Source organism: Streptomyces californicus (assembly GCF_000717645.1).
GTDB classification, from domain to species: Bacteria; Actinomycetota; Actinomycetes; order Streptomycetales; family Streptomycetaceae; genus Streptomyces; species Streptomyces californicus.
In genome coordinates this window covers 34770-49761 of record NZ_JNZZ01000042.1, presented here as the reverse complement: position 1 = coordinate 49761, position 14992 = coordinate 34770, and the positions used below count along the sequence as shown (strand labels likewise).

Below are 14992 nucleotides of genomic sequence, written 5' to 3'. Positions count from 1 at the left end.
TCACCAGGAGGAAGACGTACGTCCACCGCGTCATCAGGCGTACGGTTCCGGCACCGAGGAGAGAGAGGAACGTCATGCGCACCCTGGCGATCACCCAGAACATCACCGTCGACGGCTCGATCGAGATGATCACGGACTGGTTCGACCCTCAAGGCCAGGCGGCCGTGGACATGAGCGACGTCCTGGAGGAGAGCCACCGGCAGGACGACCGGGCCGACGCGCTGCTCCTGGGGCGGCAGACGTTCGAGGACTTCCGCGGCTACTGGCCGGTGCAGACCGAGGACCCCACGGGCATCACCGCCTACCTCGACCGCGTGGCCAAGTACGTCGTCTCCAGCACCCTCACCGATCCCGGATGGCAGAACTCGACGGTGCTGACCGGCGATCCCGTCGAAGCGATCCGGCGCCTCAAGGCCGAGGAGGGCCAGGACATCGTTCTGACCGGCAGCATCACCCTGGCCCACACCGTGATCGCGGCGGGGCTGGTCGACGAGTACCGCCTCTTCGTCTATCCCACCGTCCAGGGCCGGGGCCGGGGGCTCTTCCCCGAGGGGTACGAGGTCCCCCGGCTGCGGCTGCTGGAGTCGAGGGCGTTCCGCAGCGGGATCACCCTGCAGCGGTACGCCCCGGCCTGACACGGCACGGCGCGCTACGGCGTACGGCGGCCCGGCCCGGGCCCGCGCGGTGCGGGCCGATCCGGCGTACGAGCCCCGGCCGCGTGTCACGTGGCCGGAGGGCCTCCGTCCGACGGGGCCGGAAGCGTGCGCCCCAGGCGGGCCAGCGGGGACACGGCCATCACGACGGGGGACAGCATCATGCCCGCGGCCGCCGCCAGGAGACCGCCGCGCAGTCCCCACTCCTCGGCGAGGAGGCCGCCGAGGAGTGAACCGAGCGGGGTGCACCCCATCCCGACGAAGGTGATCGTCGCCGCCGCGCGGCCCTGCATCCCGTCCGGGGTGACGGCCTGCCGCACCGACATGACCGTGACGTTCACCAACTGGCTGAAGGTCCCGAACACGACATTGGCGCCGAGAAGCGCGGCAAGGGTCCCGGTCGAGGAACCGTGCAGGGCCGGAACGCCCAGCAGCGCCCCGTTGCCGAGCGCGGCGGCCGCCACAAGCACCGGGCCGTGGCCGAGCCGGCGCGGCAGCCGCGCGGCCAGCACCGAGCCCAGGAGCGCGCCCGGACCGGTCGCGGCGAGAGCGAGACCGATGGCGGCACCCGTCAGTTGCAGCTCACGGGGGAGGAAGAGCAGATAGACGGTCATCGTGGCGGCGAAAGAGAGCTGGAAGGCGGCCGAGGCCACGCAGACGGCACGGAGCCAGGGGTTCGCGGCGACGAAGCGGAGGCCCTCGCCGACGCGGTGGCGGAAGCCGGTGGGGCGGGGCGGGTGCGCCGTCGCAGCGCGCTCGGGAAGCGCGGACCCGTCCTCGAAGGGCGCTGCCTCCCGCTCCGGCAGCGCGGGGCCGCGCCCGGTCACGGCTTCCGTCCGGCGGATCCGGCGCAGGGACGCGAACGACACCGCGAAGAACAGCGCGCCGAAGGCCACGGCGGCCGGCGCCGGAAGCGTCGACACCAGCGCCCCGCCGAGCGCGGGCGCGCCGATCTGCGCGGCGGACCGGCTGCCCTCCAGTGCGCTGTTGCCCTGGACGAGCTGATCGTGCCGCACCATCCGCACGAGGGACGCCTGGTACGCCACGTCGAAGAGGACGGACAGCGCCCCGACGGTGAACGCGACCACGAACAGGGCGGGCAGGCCGAGCGCCCCGAGCAGTCCGGCCACGGCCGCCAGGCCGAGGACCACGGCCCGGGCCGCGTCGGTGAACACCATCACCGTGCGGGCCCGCCACCGGTCCACCCACGCGCCCGCCGGGAGCGAGAGCAGCAGGACGGGGGCCTGGGCCACGGCGAGGAACAGGCCCAACCGGCCCGCGCTCGCGTCGAACGCCAGGACGGCGAGGAGCGGCAGGGCGACGAGCGTCGTGTGCTCGCCCAGCTGGGACGCCGTCTGCCCGGCCCAGAGACGGCGGAAGTCGGGGTCCCGCCACAGGCTCGGCGGCGCGGTGCGACCGGAGCCGGGACTACCGGAGGCGGACGGCCCGCCGGACGAGGAAGCGGAGAGATCGCGGGAGGGAGGCGTGGGGGAAGCGGAATGCACGGGGAACCTCGGGAGTCGCCGAACGCGAACCGCTGCCCCGGCGCGCGGAAGCGTACCGGGGCACCGGAGGGGAAGGGCTCGCTGTGCCGCGACATCGAGATCGAGGGCAGCACGCGATGACCGGGCCGAACCGGCCCACGACGTCAGCGCGTGCTCGAACGACCGGGCATGTCTCTCCACTTCGCAGGGGCCGCAAGGGTTGCAGGGGCCGCAAGGGTCGCAGGGCATCCGAAAAGGCTTCGGCGGAACGCTAACGTGCGGCCCGCGGGAACGAAAGCGGTTATGAGGGCGACGGGCTGCGAGACGGCACGCGGCGCGCCCGACGCCCGTACGGCCGGGGCGGATCGAGGAGCCCGATCGAGCCGTACGGGCGTCAAGAACGCGTCACGCGACGGCCGTGCCCTCCAACTCGACCAACAGGCTCGGCAACGCCAGCCGCGTCACCCCGAGCACGGTGCTGGCCGGCGCCACCCCGGCCGCGCCCAACCGCCCGGCCAGCGAACCGTAGTGCCGGAGGAGGAGGTCGACGTCGGTCGTGCAGACGCCCAGCCGGACGAGGTTCGCGAGCGACATGCCGGCCTCGCTCAGCACGGCCTCCAGATTGTCGATGCTGAGCGCCAACTGGGCCGCCATGTCGCCCTCGTGCCGCGGCTTGCCCTCGTCGTCCGTCGCGGTCTGCCCCGCGATGTACAGGGTCCGGGTCTGTCCGGACACGAGCTCGCCCTGGTTGAAGCCCAGGTTCACCGACCAGGTCACCGGGTTGACGGCCGTTCGTTCCACTGCCACTTCGGCTCCGTTCGCTTCGTTTCACGGGTGCCCGCCCACGCACGTCCACGCGCCGCCGGGGCAGCCGTCGGCCGGCCTCGGCGCCGTGCGGGGTGGTGCGGCGGCGTGCGGTGTCGTGCGAGGGAGCCTGCCAACCATTCATGACACCCTTGGTCAGGTATTTCGCTACGGTTCTCGTATGCGCGCCGATCGGCTGGTCTCGCTCGTCCTGCTGCTGCGTCAGCGCGGCCGGCTGACCGCCGACACCCTGGCCCGTGAGCTGGAGGTCTCCCCGCGTACCGTGCTGCGCGACATCGAGGCGCTGTCGGCGGCCGGTGTCCCGGTCCACTCCGAACGCGGCCGTCACGGCGGGTTCGCGCTGCTCCCCGGCTTCCGTACCGAACTCACCGGGATGAACCACGATGAGGCCCTCGCTCTGCTGGCCGCCGGATCGGGGCGCGGGGAGCAGGCGTTCGGCCTCGGCTCCGCGCTCGCCTCGGCGATACGGAAGGTGGTCGACGCACTCCCCGAGAGCCACCGGGCGACCGCCGGCGACGCGGCTCAGCGCCTTCTCGTCGATCCGGATACCGATCTCCTCGCCCGCCGCGCGGCCGTCGAGGAGGTGGACGGCGCGACGATGATCGCGGTCCGTCGCGCCGTACTCGCCGGGCGCCGACTCCGTATCCACTACGCGGCCGCGGACCGGGCGCCGCAGTGGCGCACGGTGGACCCGATCGGCCTGGTCACCGTACGGGAGCGGGGGTATCTGCTGGCCACCCGGTCCGGAGAGGACCGCACCTACCGGCTGTCGCGCGTGCGGGCCGCCGAGGAACTGCCCGAAGCCGCGCAGCGGCCCGACCGGGTCGATCTGGACCGGATCTGGCGGGAGCGTTCGGCGCGGTTCCTCTCCGGCGGCGACCACCTCTCCGTACGGGTGCGGGTGCACCCGGGACGGCGGGAGGAGTTGCTGGGCACCGTGCTGGCCGTCCGCGCGGAAGCCCCCGACGCGGACGGCTGGTCGCGGCTGGAGGTCACCTTCCAGGACGCCCGGCACGCCGAATGGGCGCTGTGGCACCTCGGCCCGGACGCGGAAGCCTTGTCGCCGCCGTCCCTGCGGCGGGCCCTGCACGACCGCGCCGCCGGGATCGCGGCCCGTTACGCGGACTCGGCCTGAGGGCCGTTCCGGCCGCGCGCTCCATCGCCGACACCCGTGCGGGGGCAGCCTGTTGCCCGCCGCGCGCTCACACCCCGCTGCTTCGTCCGGCCCCGCCCGTGCCATGGGCGGCGGCTGTCCGGGTGTCCTGCGGCGCCGGTGAACGCGCCAGGCGGAAGCCCACGTCGTCGACCTGGAAAGACGGGTGGCTGCGGCGTCGCGCGGAGGCCCGGCAGCTCCAGTGCTCGTCGAACCAGCCACCGCCCCGGAGCACCCGGTAGGCACCGTAGACCTCGGCGTCGTAGACGTCCCAGCACCAGTCCCAGACGTTGCCGAGCATGTCGTGGAGCCCCCACGCGTTGGGGCGCTTGCCGCCCACCTCGTGCATGCGCTCGGCCGAGTTGCCCCGGTACCAGCCGATCTCGTCGAGCTCTCCGTAGCGTGGTCCGCTCGTACCGGCGCGGCAGGCGTATTCCCACTCGGCCTCGGTCGGCAGCCGGTAGCCGTCGGCCGAGGTGTCCCAGTCGATCGCGTCGGACTCGGCGCGGATGCGGTACGCGGGCGTGAGACCGGTCTGCTCGGACAGGGCGTTGCAGAAGCGGACCGCGTCCCACCAGGAGACGCCCTCGACGGGCAGCCGATCCCCGCGGCCGGTACTCGGCCGCCGCCCGGCGACCCGTGCGTACAGCGCCTGGGTGACCGGGGTCGCGGCGAGCCGGTAGGGCGCGAGCTCGACCGTCCAACTCCGCCGGGTCCGGCGGTCCGCCAGCGTCACCTGCCCCGCCGGGATGGCGATCATCTCGTTCCCCGTCATGGTGTCCATGATCAGGAGAGCGTAGGGGATGCCCGCCGACGGCCGCCCGTGATTCCGCCGCGGTTCCGCCTCGGCAGAGGCGACCGTCCCATGTGTCAGGGCAGGGTGACGCGATGGACAGTGGACTCCCTCCGCTGGAAGCCCGCCCGCGACTCGTTCACTCGGCGAACCCGGTCGTCGGTCAAGGGGTTCGATGCGGTACCGGTCCGACCTGCCGGCGGTAGAGGTCGCGCAACAGGGATATCTCGGCACCGTGATGGATCAGTTCCCTGTTGACGTGCAGGACCCTGTTCTCCAGGGGGAACCGCTCGGGGCCCACCGCGGGCGGAAGGTCCAGGTCGGCGTCCGCGAGCTTGCGGACCCCCGCGTTCCATCTCCCGTACATCTCGTCGAGCTGGTCCAGCGCCTCGTCAGCGGTTCCCGCGTAGGCGAATGTCCGGGAGTCGACCTCCTGGCCCTCGAAGTACCAGCAGACCCGGTAGCCCAGGCACGAGACGATGATGTGTCCCAGCCGCCACGCGATCGTCGTCACCGGCGCCGGCTCCGGGGCGGGGGACGCGGAGTCCATCGACCATGTCCCCGAGCCCTCCGCTGCCGGTGCGGCCGTCGATCCACCCGGGCGGACGCTCCAGCAGCCGTCGACCGGCTCCCAGAAGTACTCCTCGTCGGTGAGGCCGTCCAGCCGGGGCCGCAGGTTCTTGTGCCAGTACCAGTCCAACTGGTCCGCGAGCCGCTCGCTTCTCGTCATCGCCGCACCCTACAGAACCGCGGCGAAGTCCGACCGGCCCCCGCTGGACCGCGCGTCAGGTGAAACGCACGGTCAGTCTCTCGTCCGGCGCGTTCGACTCGTCTTCCTCGGCGGCTCGGACCAGTACGGATGCGATTGCCTCGAACGCCTCGTCGCCCATGCGGCCACGACTGGCTTCGGCGTTCTCCCAGACGATCTCGACCGGACGCTCCACATCCCTGGCCAGGCGGTCCCACAGGGCGTTCAGGTTGTGCCCGTAGTACGGACCGAAGTCCAAAGGCCCGGCAAGGGACCGGTGCAGGTCCGCCTGGCTTCCGATGCGTGTCCCGTCCATGACGATGCGCATGGTCCTCCACCCCTTCGACCAGCCGAGCGACTCCACGAAACCCCCGACATCCTTTCGGCGTCCCCGCCGCGAACCCTGGAAGTCGAACTCCGCTGAGGCAAACCGCCATCGATCAACCCTCACGGGGATGCGTCGAACTCCGGTGGGACGGGACGGCGGCTGACCTGTGACAGTGAGCGTTGATCGATGGCCCATGATGGAGGATCAACGCTGGTTGGGCACCGCAGGTTCACCATTCGGCGTACAGGTGGACGGGGGGGGGCACCTCTCAGCGTGTTCGAAGAGGCTGCCCTCACCTTCTTTGACCTGGCCTTTTCCGCCAATGGGACGCTCGTACGCCGATCGGGGCTCACTGGGATCGTCGTTCGTGGTGCGTTGTCGGCAAGGGGGCCGTCCGCGTGCATGTTCAGATCCAGTTGCCCCAGCCGAACGTTGCGATGTAGGCCCGTCGGATGGCGTCCCAGCCGCGGCTGCTGCCGATGCGAATCACTGTCGCCGCAAGAATGAACCAGCCCGCGAAAACACCAGTAATGATCAAGGTCCATCGAGGGCCCGAGAAACTGGCCACCACGATGAGAGCGACGACGGTCACGCCCAAGCCCACATGGGCGGCGGGGAGATCCGACCGCAGGGCATCGCGCACTGAGCGGCGTTCGGCCCGCATGTCCCGGGTGTACCGGGAAGATGCCGAGCCGTCGCCGTTCTCTCCGTCAGAGCTGTGCTCCACGAGGCCCCCTGTTGATCCAGCCGCGACTACCCGGGCAGCCTGGGCCGAGCTGTGATCCCGGTCAGCATCGGCCTTGCGTCGGGGTTTCGGCGTGTGAGGCTACCCGACGTAATCCAGGCGTTCGCCCGGGAGCGATGGGTGTTGTCGGACCGCCAGGCTTCTTGAAGGAGTTCTTGAAGGTCCTGGGATGCTTCCAGCGGTCCGCCCGGCGATCTTCAGGAACCGGTGGTTTGTTGAAGTCCGGCGGAAAGTCGGCGCCCTCTCCCGAACGCTTCAGCGTCGGCGGCGGTTGAGCACCCCGATGAGAGTGGCAAGGTCGGCGGCACCGGCAGGGTCATCCGCGTAGCGGGTGGTCTGGAGGGGGTCGACCTCAGGAAGGACGATGTCCTCCCGGGCCAGGACATAGACCAAGATCAACAGGGCGGCGCGGGCGTTGCCATCGGCGAAGGGGTGGAAGAACGCCACATCGAGGTAGGCGCGGGCCGCGCGGGCCGCCAGCGGGACGTCCGGGTCGGTCGTCTCGTTCAGACAGGAATCGAAGCTGGCCCGCGTGTGAGGCGTCAGACCGTAGCGCTCGCGGCCGGCCTTCGCCCAGGCGTCGCTCACACGGAACGGTGCCCTTGTCGCAGCAAGGACTTCGCGTTGCCAACGGGCCAGCAGGGCGAAGTCCAGCAGGGTCTGGCCTGCGGCGTCCTCCCGGGCCAGGGCGTACGCGGCAAGGAGACGCTCAGCGCGCATCGGGTCGCGCCGGCGCACCGGTCCCTCGCACCAGGACCGGAACCCGTCGCGGCCGGCCAGGCCCCGTTGCAGGGCCGGTGAATGCCGCCAGTCGACCTCGCGGCGCACGCGCAGCCAGACCGAGAGGCTGTCAGTAGCGGTCATGGAGCTTCTCCAGCGCCTCCCACTCGCGGTGGTCCCGGTACGGGGCGTGGCCGGTGAGGCCGACGGCGAGATTCTCGCCGACCGACTCGATCAGCGTCTGTTTCGGGGCGACCCAGCTCTTGAACCGGCCGCCGATCGCACGCTCCACCGCTTGCGCGGCTTCGGCCCGGTCCATGCCGGTGCTGGTGAGAAACCAGCCCAGCACCATCGAGGTCTGGCCCTGCCAGGCATTGTCCGCGCCCGAGTCCATGGTGTGGGTCACGAGCCGGACGCAGGCCCGTTCCAGGTGCCAGCTGCGATCCTCGGGTGAGGCGTCCGGCGGCGGCGCCAGTTCGGTGAAGCGCTGGGCGGTTCGCTCCAGCCACTCCCGCCACTCCAGCAGCGCGGCCACGACACGTGCCGCGGTCTCGTCGGGGGTCGTCACCGAGCTCGGCCCGCCGGTCCAGCTGCCGATGGGCCCACCGCTGCAGTGGTACCAGTTCCATCCCCAGGCCCAGGTGCCGTATCGCTCCCGGATGATCGCGTCCACCTGGCTCGCGCACCAATGTTCTCCCTCCCACCAGCCGGCCATGGTGGAGAGCACAGGTGGTACCCACTCGCGGACCAGCGAGCGGAGGTGCTTCTCCTCGTCCTCGTCCCAGGCGAACGAGTGGCGGGCGGGGTCGACCGCTTCCCAGTCCCGAATGTCCTCGTAGGTGATGGGGGGCACGCGGTTGGCGGGGAAGGGCAGAGTGTCACGGTTGTACGTCAGGGCTGGCCACTCTTTCTGTCCGATGTGATCGACCGATCAGTCTCGGCGCGATGCCCCTGGAACCGCCAACGATTTTCGGACCGCGTCGGCTTGTCCGTCATGCCGCTGCTGCGCTCCTCATCCGTCAGTGCACCCACGTCGGACAGAACACGCCCGAGAGCTGCTGCGCGACACCAACGCCCGTACCGCCTGGCTCCTGGAGGCCGTCATGGAGGGCGACGGCTTCGCCGGCGGCCCGGCCCTCCGGGCGAAGTACGGCGACAACGCGCTGAAAGGCCCATCCCGGTCCATCACGAAAGCCATCAAGCGCGGCGCAGAACACGGCGAACTCGGGCCGCCCGGCTCTGACGCCCTGGACCGCCCACGGGACGTCTGGTTGTCGCGGGTCAGGAGGTTGTCGACGCGACCGGGGCTGTGTACACGTGATCTCGTTCTGCTGGGCGCAGCTTGATTCTGGTGATCTCCTTGCCGGTGGTGACGAATTCGAGGGTCGCGAGTGGGTGTCCGCCGGGCGCGATGAGGTACATGCTTCGCGCGTCGACCGTGATAGGACACGCGGCTCGAATCCGGTCGCGGAAGAGTCTTGTCTCGGTCGCGATCGCGGTCGACCCAACGACGTGGGTGCGGGCACCACGCGGCAGCAGCGCTGCGTCGGCGTCACGGACACTGTCCGGAGCAAGCACCTGGATCATTGCGCGCGTGTCTCCTGTCTCAGCTGCTGCCAGAAACGCTTCGACGATCAGGTGGGCACCGCGATCCACGTGCTCGACCGGCTGGGCGCCCGCGATGCGCTGCCGGGCCCGGCTGGCGTGCTTCTTCGCCGCCGGCACGGTTCCGCCGAGCACATTCGCGATGTGATCGAACGGCACCGAGAACAGGTCGTGCAGGACATACGCCACCCGTTGCGGCGGCGTCAGCTGGTTCAGCAAGACCATCAGCGCACGGGAGATGCCCTCTTTCCGCAGGAGGGCCTCGTCCGCCGTGAGCTGTTCGGCGGGAACGGCTGCCGCCAGCAGAGGCGCTTCGTTACGGCGGCGTCGCATCCGCAGTTCATCGAGGCACACGCGGGCGGTCACTGTCCGCAGCCACGCGGCAGGGTTTTCGATCTCGGCGTCGGATCGCGTGGTCGTGGTCCGCAGCCACGCTGTCTGGACTGCGTCCTGCGCATCGTGTGACGAGCCGAGCATGCGGTAGGCGACCGACAGCAGTTGTGGCCTGGCGGACTCGAATTCTCCGACCGTGATGGGCATCGGGTGTCACCTTCTCGATCTGGCGAACGTCGGGACGGTCGGTTCAGAACCATGCCCGTTCGCATCCCGAGGAGATGACAGCACGATGAGCCTACAGATGGTGCGCTTCAACGCCGCCGTGGACCCCGCCGCAGAGCTGCGTGACCGCCTGACCGGTGTCTTCGCGGACCTCGACGCAGCGTCGACGACCGGCCCGACCTCTACGGCATACGCGAGCGGTTCGGGAACCGGCTTCGTCTCCGCGCTCGAACTCACCGACCCGACAACGAACCCGCTCCTTACGCTGCCCGAAGCACCGCGGCTACGAGACGCGATCAGCCGGGCAGCCGGTGGCCTCATCGCGCCCACGCCTGAGCCGTTCACGATCGCGGGGGCGTACAAGTCGTGAACCTCATCCTTGTGATCGCCACGGTCGCGTGCATCGCAGCCAACCTGGGCATCGCCATCGCGGACTACGGCCGAGCTCCGTTCGTGCTGGCCAACTCAGCTGAAGTGCGGCTCCCCTCAGCGATGCTGCCGTACGTCGCGACGCTCAAGCTCGCAGGAGGCGCAGGTCTTGTCATCGGCCTGCTCGGGGCGCATCCGCTTGGCCTGGCGGCCGGAGTCGGACTCGTCGCCTTCTTCATCGGAGCAGTCATCGCCCACATCCGTGCTCGGGTGTTCCACAACATCGCGTTCCCTGGTGTGTTCCTGGCGCTCGCGGCTGCGAGCACCGCGTTCTTCGCGAGCAAGATATGACTCACGCCGGCGCGCCCCTGTCAGTCGAAGGCCGCCGACGCCTGATCGAGCGGTGCACGACCCGCCCGATCGCGCACGTCGCCGCAGAGACGGGGATCTCGCGGGCGTGTGCCTCGACGCATCCTCGACGGCGGTGGGCGGCGCGCCCGCGGACGTGGCTCGGACCAAGCACGAGCGGCCGCACGATCCAAGGCTCGGGAATTTCACGCTCGCTGGAACCGAAGTGGTGGGCAGCGAGCCGCAGCAACATGTTCACCTTGAACCGCGTCCTCGACAAAGACGCAACCACGTGAAGGTCATTTCCTGAGCGACGACGGAGTTCTTGTGCCCCTCATCACCGAGTACAGCACCAACGCCCGGCCGGGCTACAGGCTCGTGGAGGTGTACGACTCGGATGCCTTCCTCGGGGACGACGAGTCGTTGCGGCAGTCCAGGACTCAGGTGGTCGCCGGGAACGGCTATCACCTCTACCTGCGGACCAGCCAATCCGACATCGACGTACAGGTCACCATCAGGATCTGGGATACGCCCCGGAGGCCCCCGGAAGACGTTGAGGGCACGATTCCTGTCTCTCTGGAATCAGAAACGGGCCAACTCGTCGTCAACCAACTCACCTTCGGACCGGCAGGCGTGATGGACCTGCCCCGACCCGGCGTCTACAACGGACACGCGGCATGGAGCGGACGAGAAGCCACGGCCGGCTACTACAACACATGCATCCAGCGCGGGGCCGAGGAGCAATGGGACGCGGAACAGATCGGAGCAGCATGGAGGCAGTGCCCTACGACTGAGCGGTACAGCCTCGATCTCTGGTTCGTACGCGAATCCGAACCAGAGGGCGACTGGGACGAATAGCCCGCGCGCCACGGCAACCCCGGTGCTGAGTACCCGCACGAGTTCCCGAAGACCCGCGTCGAACCGATCGACCACCCCCCCCCCGGACGCCTTCTCGCCTTCCTGGACGGAGCCCTGGCCGTCCTCGACCCGACGTGCTTGCCATCCACAACGTCACCGCCGCCCTCCTGCCCTGCGGCACCGCTGGCCTTGACGTCTGCGCGCGGATTGTCGCCGCGGGGAAGGGCGGGCGTCGCTCTCTGAGGACGGGCAAGCGAGGCATCGCGCGTCCGAAGACACGAACTGGTGGAGGGTGCTCCTTGTCGACCGGCGACGACGGCCGGCGTGTCTTGCCGTTCGACTGTTTCCGATATATCGTTGACGTATCGCGACAGATCAACGATGAGAGGGGCGTAGAGATGCGTTCACATGGACACGGACATGAGCAGGGATACGGGCGCTTCGGCGCCGGAGCGTTCGGGCGGGGCGAGGGCGACGGCCGTCGGGCCGCGTTCGGGCCGTTCGGGCCGCCGTTCGGCGGCGGGCCCTTCGGTGGCGGACGCGGGCGGGGCGGCGGTGGCCGGGGGAGGGCGCGGCGCGGTGACGTGCGGGCGTCGATCCTGGCTCTGCTGAAGGACCGCCCGATGCACGGCTACGAGATGATCCAGGAGATCGGCGAGCGCAGCGGCGGGGCCTGGCGGCCCAGTCCCGGCTCCGTCTACCCGACGCTCCAACTGCTGGAGGACGAGGGGCTGATCACCAGCGCCAGTGAGGGCGGCAAGAAGCTGTTCACCCTCACCGAATCCGGGCGGGGCGAGGCCGAGAGCGGCCCGGACGCCCCGTGGGAGGAGGCTGGGCGAGGTGTCGACTGGGAGAGCGCCAACGAGATCCGGCAGGCCGGCTTCGGCCTGATGGAGGCGTTCGGGCAGGTCTGGAAGACTGGATCGGCCGATCAGCGACAGAAGGCGCTGACCGTCATCAACGACGCGCGCAAGCAGTTGTACCTGATCCTCGCCGACGAGCGCTGAGCCGGTGACGGCAGGCGGCGCAGGCGAGGGGGAGGCGCTCGGACGGCCCCGCGGAACGGACTCCGCGGGGCCGTCCGCATGTCGTGCCGGGCACGGTCAGGGGGCGACCAGCCCCGCGATCCTGCGCAGCGACTCCTGGAGCGCGGCCGTCGCCGAGTCCTTGAGCTTGCCGCCCATCAGGGAGACCGCCGCGCCCGTGAACTCGCCGTCGATGCGCATCGTGGTGCCGGCGCCCTCCGGCGTCAGCGCGTACCGCATGGCCAGGGTCACCCCCATCGGCCCCTTGCCCCGGGTCGCCAGCAGGCGGCCCTCCTCCAGTTCGCCGACGGTCCAGGCCACCTCGGCCGGGAAGCCCATGAGCTTCATGTTCTCCTCGTAGGTGGCCCCGGTCCTCAGCTCGGCCGGGCCGCCTCCGGGGAAGCTGGTGTGCGTCGCGTTCCACTCCCCGTACGACGGGAAGTCCGTCAGGCGTGCCCAGAGCTTCTCGGCGGGCGCCTCGATGCGTGCCTCGGCGCTGACTTCGGCCATGCGATCACCCCTGGTTCGTCCGGATGCGGTGTCGCGGAACGTAGCGGAGGGCGCCGGAACATTCCATACTGATGAACCGTCAGTTCCGCCGGGATTCCTGCTTCGGCTGCCGGTTCCGCCAGATCACCGCGGCGTCGAAGCGGTCCGAGGCCCGGGGGTGCGGGCCCTCGTCGTGGCAGTGGAAGGCCGTCCAGAAGAGGTCGGCGGGCAGGGCGTCGCCGGGGGCGTACACGCGGTAGACGTACTGCAGCCCGTCCTCCGCGAGTAGGGCCACCATCCAGAACACCCCTTCCTCTCCTCCCTCCGCTGCGTGGTGTCGTCGTGCGCGCTGTGGCCTGAGGGACGTGTGCGCGGGGTGTTGTGGTTGCCGGGCGCGGCATGCGAAGCGAGGCGGCGCGCGTCCTCGGCCGGTGCCGTCGCTCCCCGCGGCGCGATCTCATCCGCAAGGATGACGGATCGCACCGGCGACCCCAACTTCGGTGGGATGCCCAATGGGCCGCTCCGGCGATGCCTGTCGCCGGGAGGGCTGGTCGGATGAAGAGGTGCACCACCGGACTCCGCCCCCGCCCGAGCAGGCCGCCCCCCACCGCGCCGAGCCCGATGCCCGCTTCACCGACGAACTGGCATCGGTGCTGTCGGCCGCGCGCAGACGCGCGCTGCGCGACGGGGACCGGCAGATCGACACCGCCCACCTCCTGCACTCGCTGATCGAGACGGATCCCGAGGTGCGTGAGGCGTTCGACGGCGGGCCCCGGTTGGCCAAGGTGCTCGGCTACCTCGTGCAGCGCAGCATCGGCTACGGGCTCCGCTGGCAGGGCTCGGTCGAGGACTCCGGCGCCGTCCCGGTGGTCGGCGACCCGGCGGCGGACGGCTGGTCGCCCTCCGCGCTGGCCGCGATGGAGGGCGCGCTGTCCCGGGCGGCCTCGCGCGGCGAAGGGCGCGCCACCGGCCTCGACCTGCTCGCCGCGCTGGCCTCCGACGCCGCATCGCGCGCGGTGGAGGTGCTCGGCGGCGCGGGCGTGGAGGCGGCGTGGCTGACGGAGCGGGTGGCCGCGATCACCGCCGAGGGGGCGCGGCCCGTCTGAGCTGCCGGGAGGCCCGCCGCCGCGCCCCGTCTCGACAGGTGTCACCAGGGTGACGGTACTGTTCGCTGCTGCCATGATGTGCCGATGCACGCGTCTTCGGGAGTTCAGGGCAGAAGCGCCGGGCTGGGGCTCGCCCTGGTCTCGGCGTTCGCGTTCGGCGGGTCGGGAGTGGCGGCCAAGCCGCTGATCGAGGCGGGGCTCGACCCGTTGCACGTGGTCTGGCTGCGGGTCGCGGGCGCCGCCCTCGTCATGCTGCCGGTCGCGTGGCGCCACCGGAACCTCGTACGGGAACGGCCCGCCCTCCTCGCCGGGTTCGGCCTGTTCGCGGTGGCCGGGGTGCAGGCCTTCTACTTCGCCTCGATCTCCCGCATCCCGGTGGGCGTGGCCCTCCTGGTCGAGTACCTGGCGCCCGCGCTGGTCCTCGGCTGGGTCCGCTTCGTGCAGCGCCGGCCCGTCACCCGGGCCGCCGCGGTCGGTGTGGTGCTGGCGGTCGGCGGACTCGCGTGCGTGGTGGAGGTCTGGGCCGGGCTGAGCTTCGATCTCCTCGGACTGCTGCTGGCCCTCGGCGCGGCCTGCTGCCAGGTCGGTTACTTCGTCCTCTCCGCCCACGGCGACGGCCAGGGTGACCACGACACCACGGGGGAACGCGCCGAACCGCCGCACCCCGTGGGCGTCATCGCGTACGGACTGATCGTCGGCGCGGTCGTCCTCACCGTCGTCGCACGCCCCTGGGGCATGGACTGGGCCCTGCTCGGCGGCGGCGCGGACATGAACGGGGCCGCCGTCCCCGCCTGGCTGCTGCTCGGCTGGATCGTGCTGCTCGCCACCGTGCTCGCGTACCTCACCGGGGTCGTCTCGGTCCGGCTCCTCTCGCCCCAGGTGGCCGGGGTCGTCGCCTGCCTGGAGGCGGTCATCGCGACCGGGCTGGCCTGGGTCCTCCTCGGCGAGCACCTCTCCGCGCCGCAGCTCGTCGGCGGCTTCACCGTGCTGGTCGGCGCGTTCATCGCCCAGTCGTCCGCGCCGAAGCCCCCGACGGGCCCGGTCGCGGCCGGGGCGGGCGCCGGCGTGCCGGCGGAGCCCGCGGCGGACGAGCCGTCCGGCGGACCGGTCCGGTTCTCCGGCGGACCGGCCGGGGATTAGTGCGCCGGCCACGCGTCTGACTGTGCCGCCGCCCGCCGCCCGCCG

Annotated in this window: 19 protein-coding genes and 1 pseudogene; 9 read left to right on the top strand and 11 right to left on the bottom strand. The window is 71.0% G+C overall.

All coding sequences use genetic code 11. From position 1 onward, the window contains the following. The first annotated feature begins 74 nt into the window (after positions 1-74). The gene (locus tag IF19_RS0132800; RefSeq protein ID WP_030119293.1) at positions 75-635 is read left to right on the top strand and encodes a dihydrofolate reductase family protein; all 561 of its coding nucleotides are present in this window, start codon (positions 75-77) and stop codon (positions 633-635) included. Positions 636-721: 86 nt separating this feature from the next. Here the strand turns inward: IF19_RS0132800 and IF19_RS0132795 are convergent, their stop codons facing one another. Next, positions 722-2158, bottom strand: a complete 1437-nt coding sequence (locus IF19_RS0132795) for an MFS transporter (RefSeq protein WP_078581030.1) — start codon at positions 2156-2158, stop codon at positions 722-724. A gap of 384 nt (positions 2159-2542) precedes the next feature. Beyond that, positions 2543-2938: a RidA family protein gene (locus IF19_RS0132790; RefSeq protein ID WP_030119295.1), complete on the bottom strand. Its 396-nt coding sequence runs from the start codon at positions 2936-2938 to the stop codon at positions 2543-2545. 184 nt (positions 2939-3122) lie between these two features. Here IF19_RS0132790 and IF19_RS0132785 point away from each other — a divergent pair, with 184 nt between their 5' ends. Beyond that, complete coding sequence (locus IF19_RS0132785; RefSeq protein WP_030119296.1) at positions 3123-4097, top strand: helix-turn-helix transcriptional regulator; 975 nt, start codon at positions 3123-3125, stop codon at positions 4095-4097. Between the two features lie 67 nt (positions 4098-4164). Here IF19_RS0132785 and IF19_RS0132780 read toward each other — a convergent pair whose 3' ends face one another. The 7 genes from IF19_RS0132780 to IF19_RS0132750 all read right to left on the bottom strand — a co-directional run bounded on the left by IF19_RS0132780 (position 4165) and on the right by IF19_RS0132750 (position 9594). Further along, a complete protein-coding gene (locus IF19_RS0132780) occupies positions 4165-4899 on the bottom strand; it encodes a formylglycine-generating enzyme family protein (protein ID WP_050494060.1) in 735 nt (244 codons plus the stop codon). A 172-nt stretch (positions 4900-5071) separates the two neighbouring features. Further along, entirely contained in the window at positions 5072-5638 is a 567-nt protein-coding gene (locus IF19_RS0132775) for a DinB family protein (protein WP_030119299.1), read from the bottom strand. A 55-nt stretch (positions 5639-5693) separates the two neighbouring features. Then, positions 5694-5984 carry a barstar family protein gene (locus IF19_RS0132770; protein ID WP_030119300.1) on the bottom strand — a complete coding sequence of 97 codons (291 nt, stop codon included), beginning with the start codon at positions 5982-5984 and terminating at the stop codon, positions 5694-5696. A 406-nt stretch (positions 5985-6390) separates the two neighbouring features. Beyond that, positions 6391-6648 carry a hypothetical protein gene (locus tag IF19_RS0132765; protein ID WP_050494061.1) on the bottom strand — a complete coding sequence of 86 codons (258 nt, stop codon included), beginning with the start codon at positions 6646-6648 and terminating at the stop codon, positions 6391-6393. A gap of 336 nt (positions 6649-6984) precedes the next feature. Then, positions 6985-7593: a Fic family protein gene (locus tag IF19_RS0132760; protein WP_030119302.1), complete on the bottom strand. Its 609-nt coding sequence runs from the start codon at positions 7591-7593 to the stop codon at positions 6985-6987. Continuing rightward, the gene (locus IF19_RS0132755; protein WP_030119303.1) at positions 7580-8302 is read right to left on the bottom strand and encodes a hypothetical protein; all 723 of its coding nucleotides are present in this window, start codon (positions 8300-8302) and stop codon (positions 7580-7582) included. Before IF19_RS0132755 ends, IF19_RS0132760 begins: the two co-directional genes overlap by 14 nt. 428 nt (positions 8303-8730) lie before the next feature. Continuing rightward, the gene (locus tag IF19_RS0132750) at positions 8731-9594 is read right to left on the bottom strand and encodes a sigma-70 family RNA polymerase sigma factor (RefSeq protein WP_030277930.1); all 864 of its coding nucleotides are present in this window, start codon (positions 9592-9594) and stop codon (positions 8731-8733) included. Positions 9595-9691: 97 nt separating this feature from the next. On the opposite strand from IF19_RS0132750, the gene IF19_RS0132745 reads away from it, so the two are divergent. The 5 genes and pseudogenes from IF19_RS0132745 to IF19_RS0132730 all read left to right on the top strand — a co-directional run bounded on the left by IF19_RS0132745 (position 9692) and on the right by IF19_RS0132730 (position 12194). Then, positions 9692-9982, top strand: a complete 291-nt coding sequence (locus IF19_RS0132745) for a hypothetical protein (protein ID WP_128647721.1) — start codon at positions 9692-9694, stop codon at positions 9980-9982. Continuing rightward, the gene (locus IF19_RS0132740) at positions 9979-10332 is read left to right on the top strand and encodes a DoxX family protein (RefSeq protein WP_030119307.1); all 354 of its coding nucleotides are present in this window, start codon (positions 9979-9981) and stop codon (positions 10330-10332) included. Before IF19_RS0132745 ends, IF19_RS0132740 begins: the two co-directional genes overlap by 4 nt. After that, a pseudogene (locus IF19_RS1000000137290) lies at positions 10329-10484 on the top strand (IS481 family transposase); the annotation flags it as partial. The gene IF19_RS0132740 and the pseudogene IF19_RS1000000137290, both read left to right, overlap by 4 nt. Before the next feature lie 172 nt (positions 10485-10656). Next, positions 10657-11187, top strand: coding sequence for a hypothetical protein (locus IF19_RS0132735; RefSeq protein WP_030119308.1), 531 nt, complete (start codon positions 10657-10659; stop codon positions 11185-11187). A gap of 398 nt (positions 11188-11585) precedes the next feature. Further along, complete coding sequence (locus tag IF19_RS0132730; protein ID WP_078581036.1) at positions 11586-12194, top strand: PadR family transcriptional regulator; 609 nt, start codon at positions 11586-11588, stop codon at positions 12192-12194. Positions 12195-12290: 96 nt separating this feature from the next. Here the strand turns inward: IF19_RS0132730 and IF19_RS0132725 are convergent, their stop codons facing one another. Together IF19_RS0132725 and IF19_RS0132720 are read right to left on the bottom strand one after the other, a co-directional pair. Continuing rightward, complete coding sequence (locus IF19_RS0132725; protein WP_030119310.1) at positions 12291-12722, bottom strand: type II toxin-antitoxin system Rv0910 family toxin; 432 nt, start codon at positions 12720-12722, stop codon at positions 12291-12293. Positions 12723-12801: 79 nt separating this feature from the next. Next, the gene (locus IF19_RS0132720; protein WP_030119311.1) at positions 12802-13008 is read right to left on the bottom strand and encodes a hypothetical protein; all 207 of its coding nucleotides are present in this window, start codon (positions 13006-13008) and stop codon (positions 12802-12804) included. 256 nt (positions 13009-13264) lie between these two features. On the opposite strand from IF19_RS0132720, the gene IF19_RS0132715 reads away from it, so the two are divergent. Further along, positions 13265-13807: a Clp protease N-terminal domain-containing protein gene (locus IF19_RS0132715; protein ID WP_030119312.1), complete on the top strand. Its 543-nt coding sequence runs from the start codon at positions 13265-13267 to the stop codon at positions 13805-13807. A gap of 84 nt (positions 13808-13891) precedes the next feature. After that, positions 13892-14947: an EamA family transporter gene (locus IF19_RS0132710; RefSeq protein WP_050491133.1), complete on the top strand. Its 1056-nt coding sequence runs from the start codon at positions 13892-13894 to the stop codon at positions 14945-14947. Positions 14948-14992 lie beyond the last annotated feature (45 nt).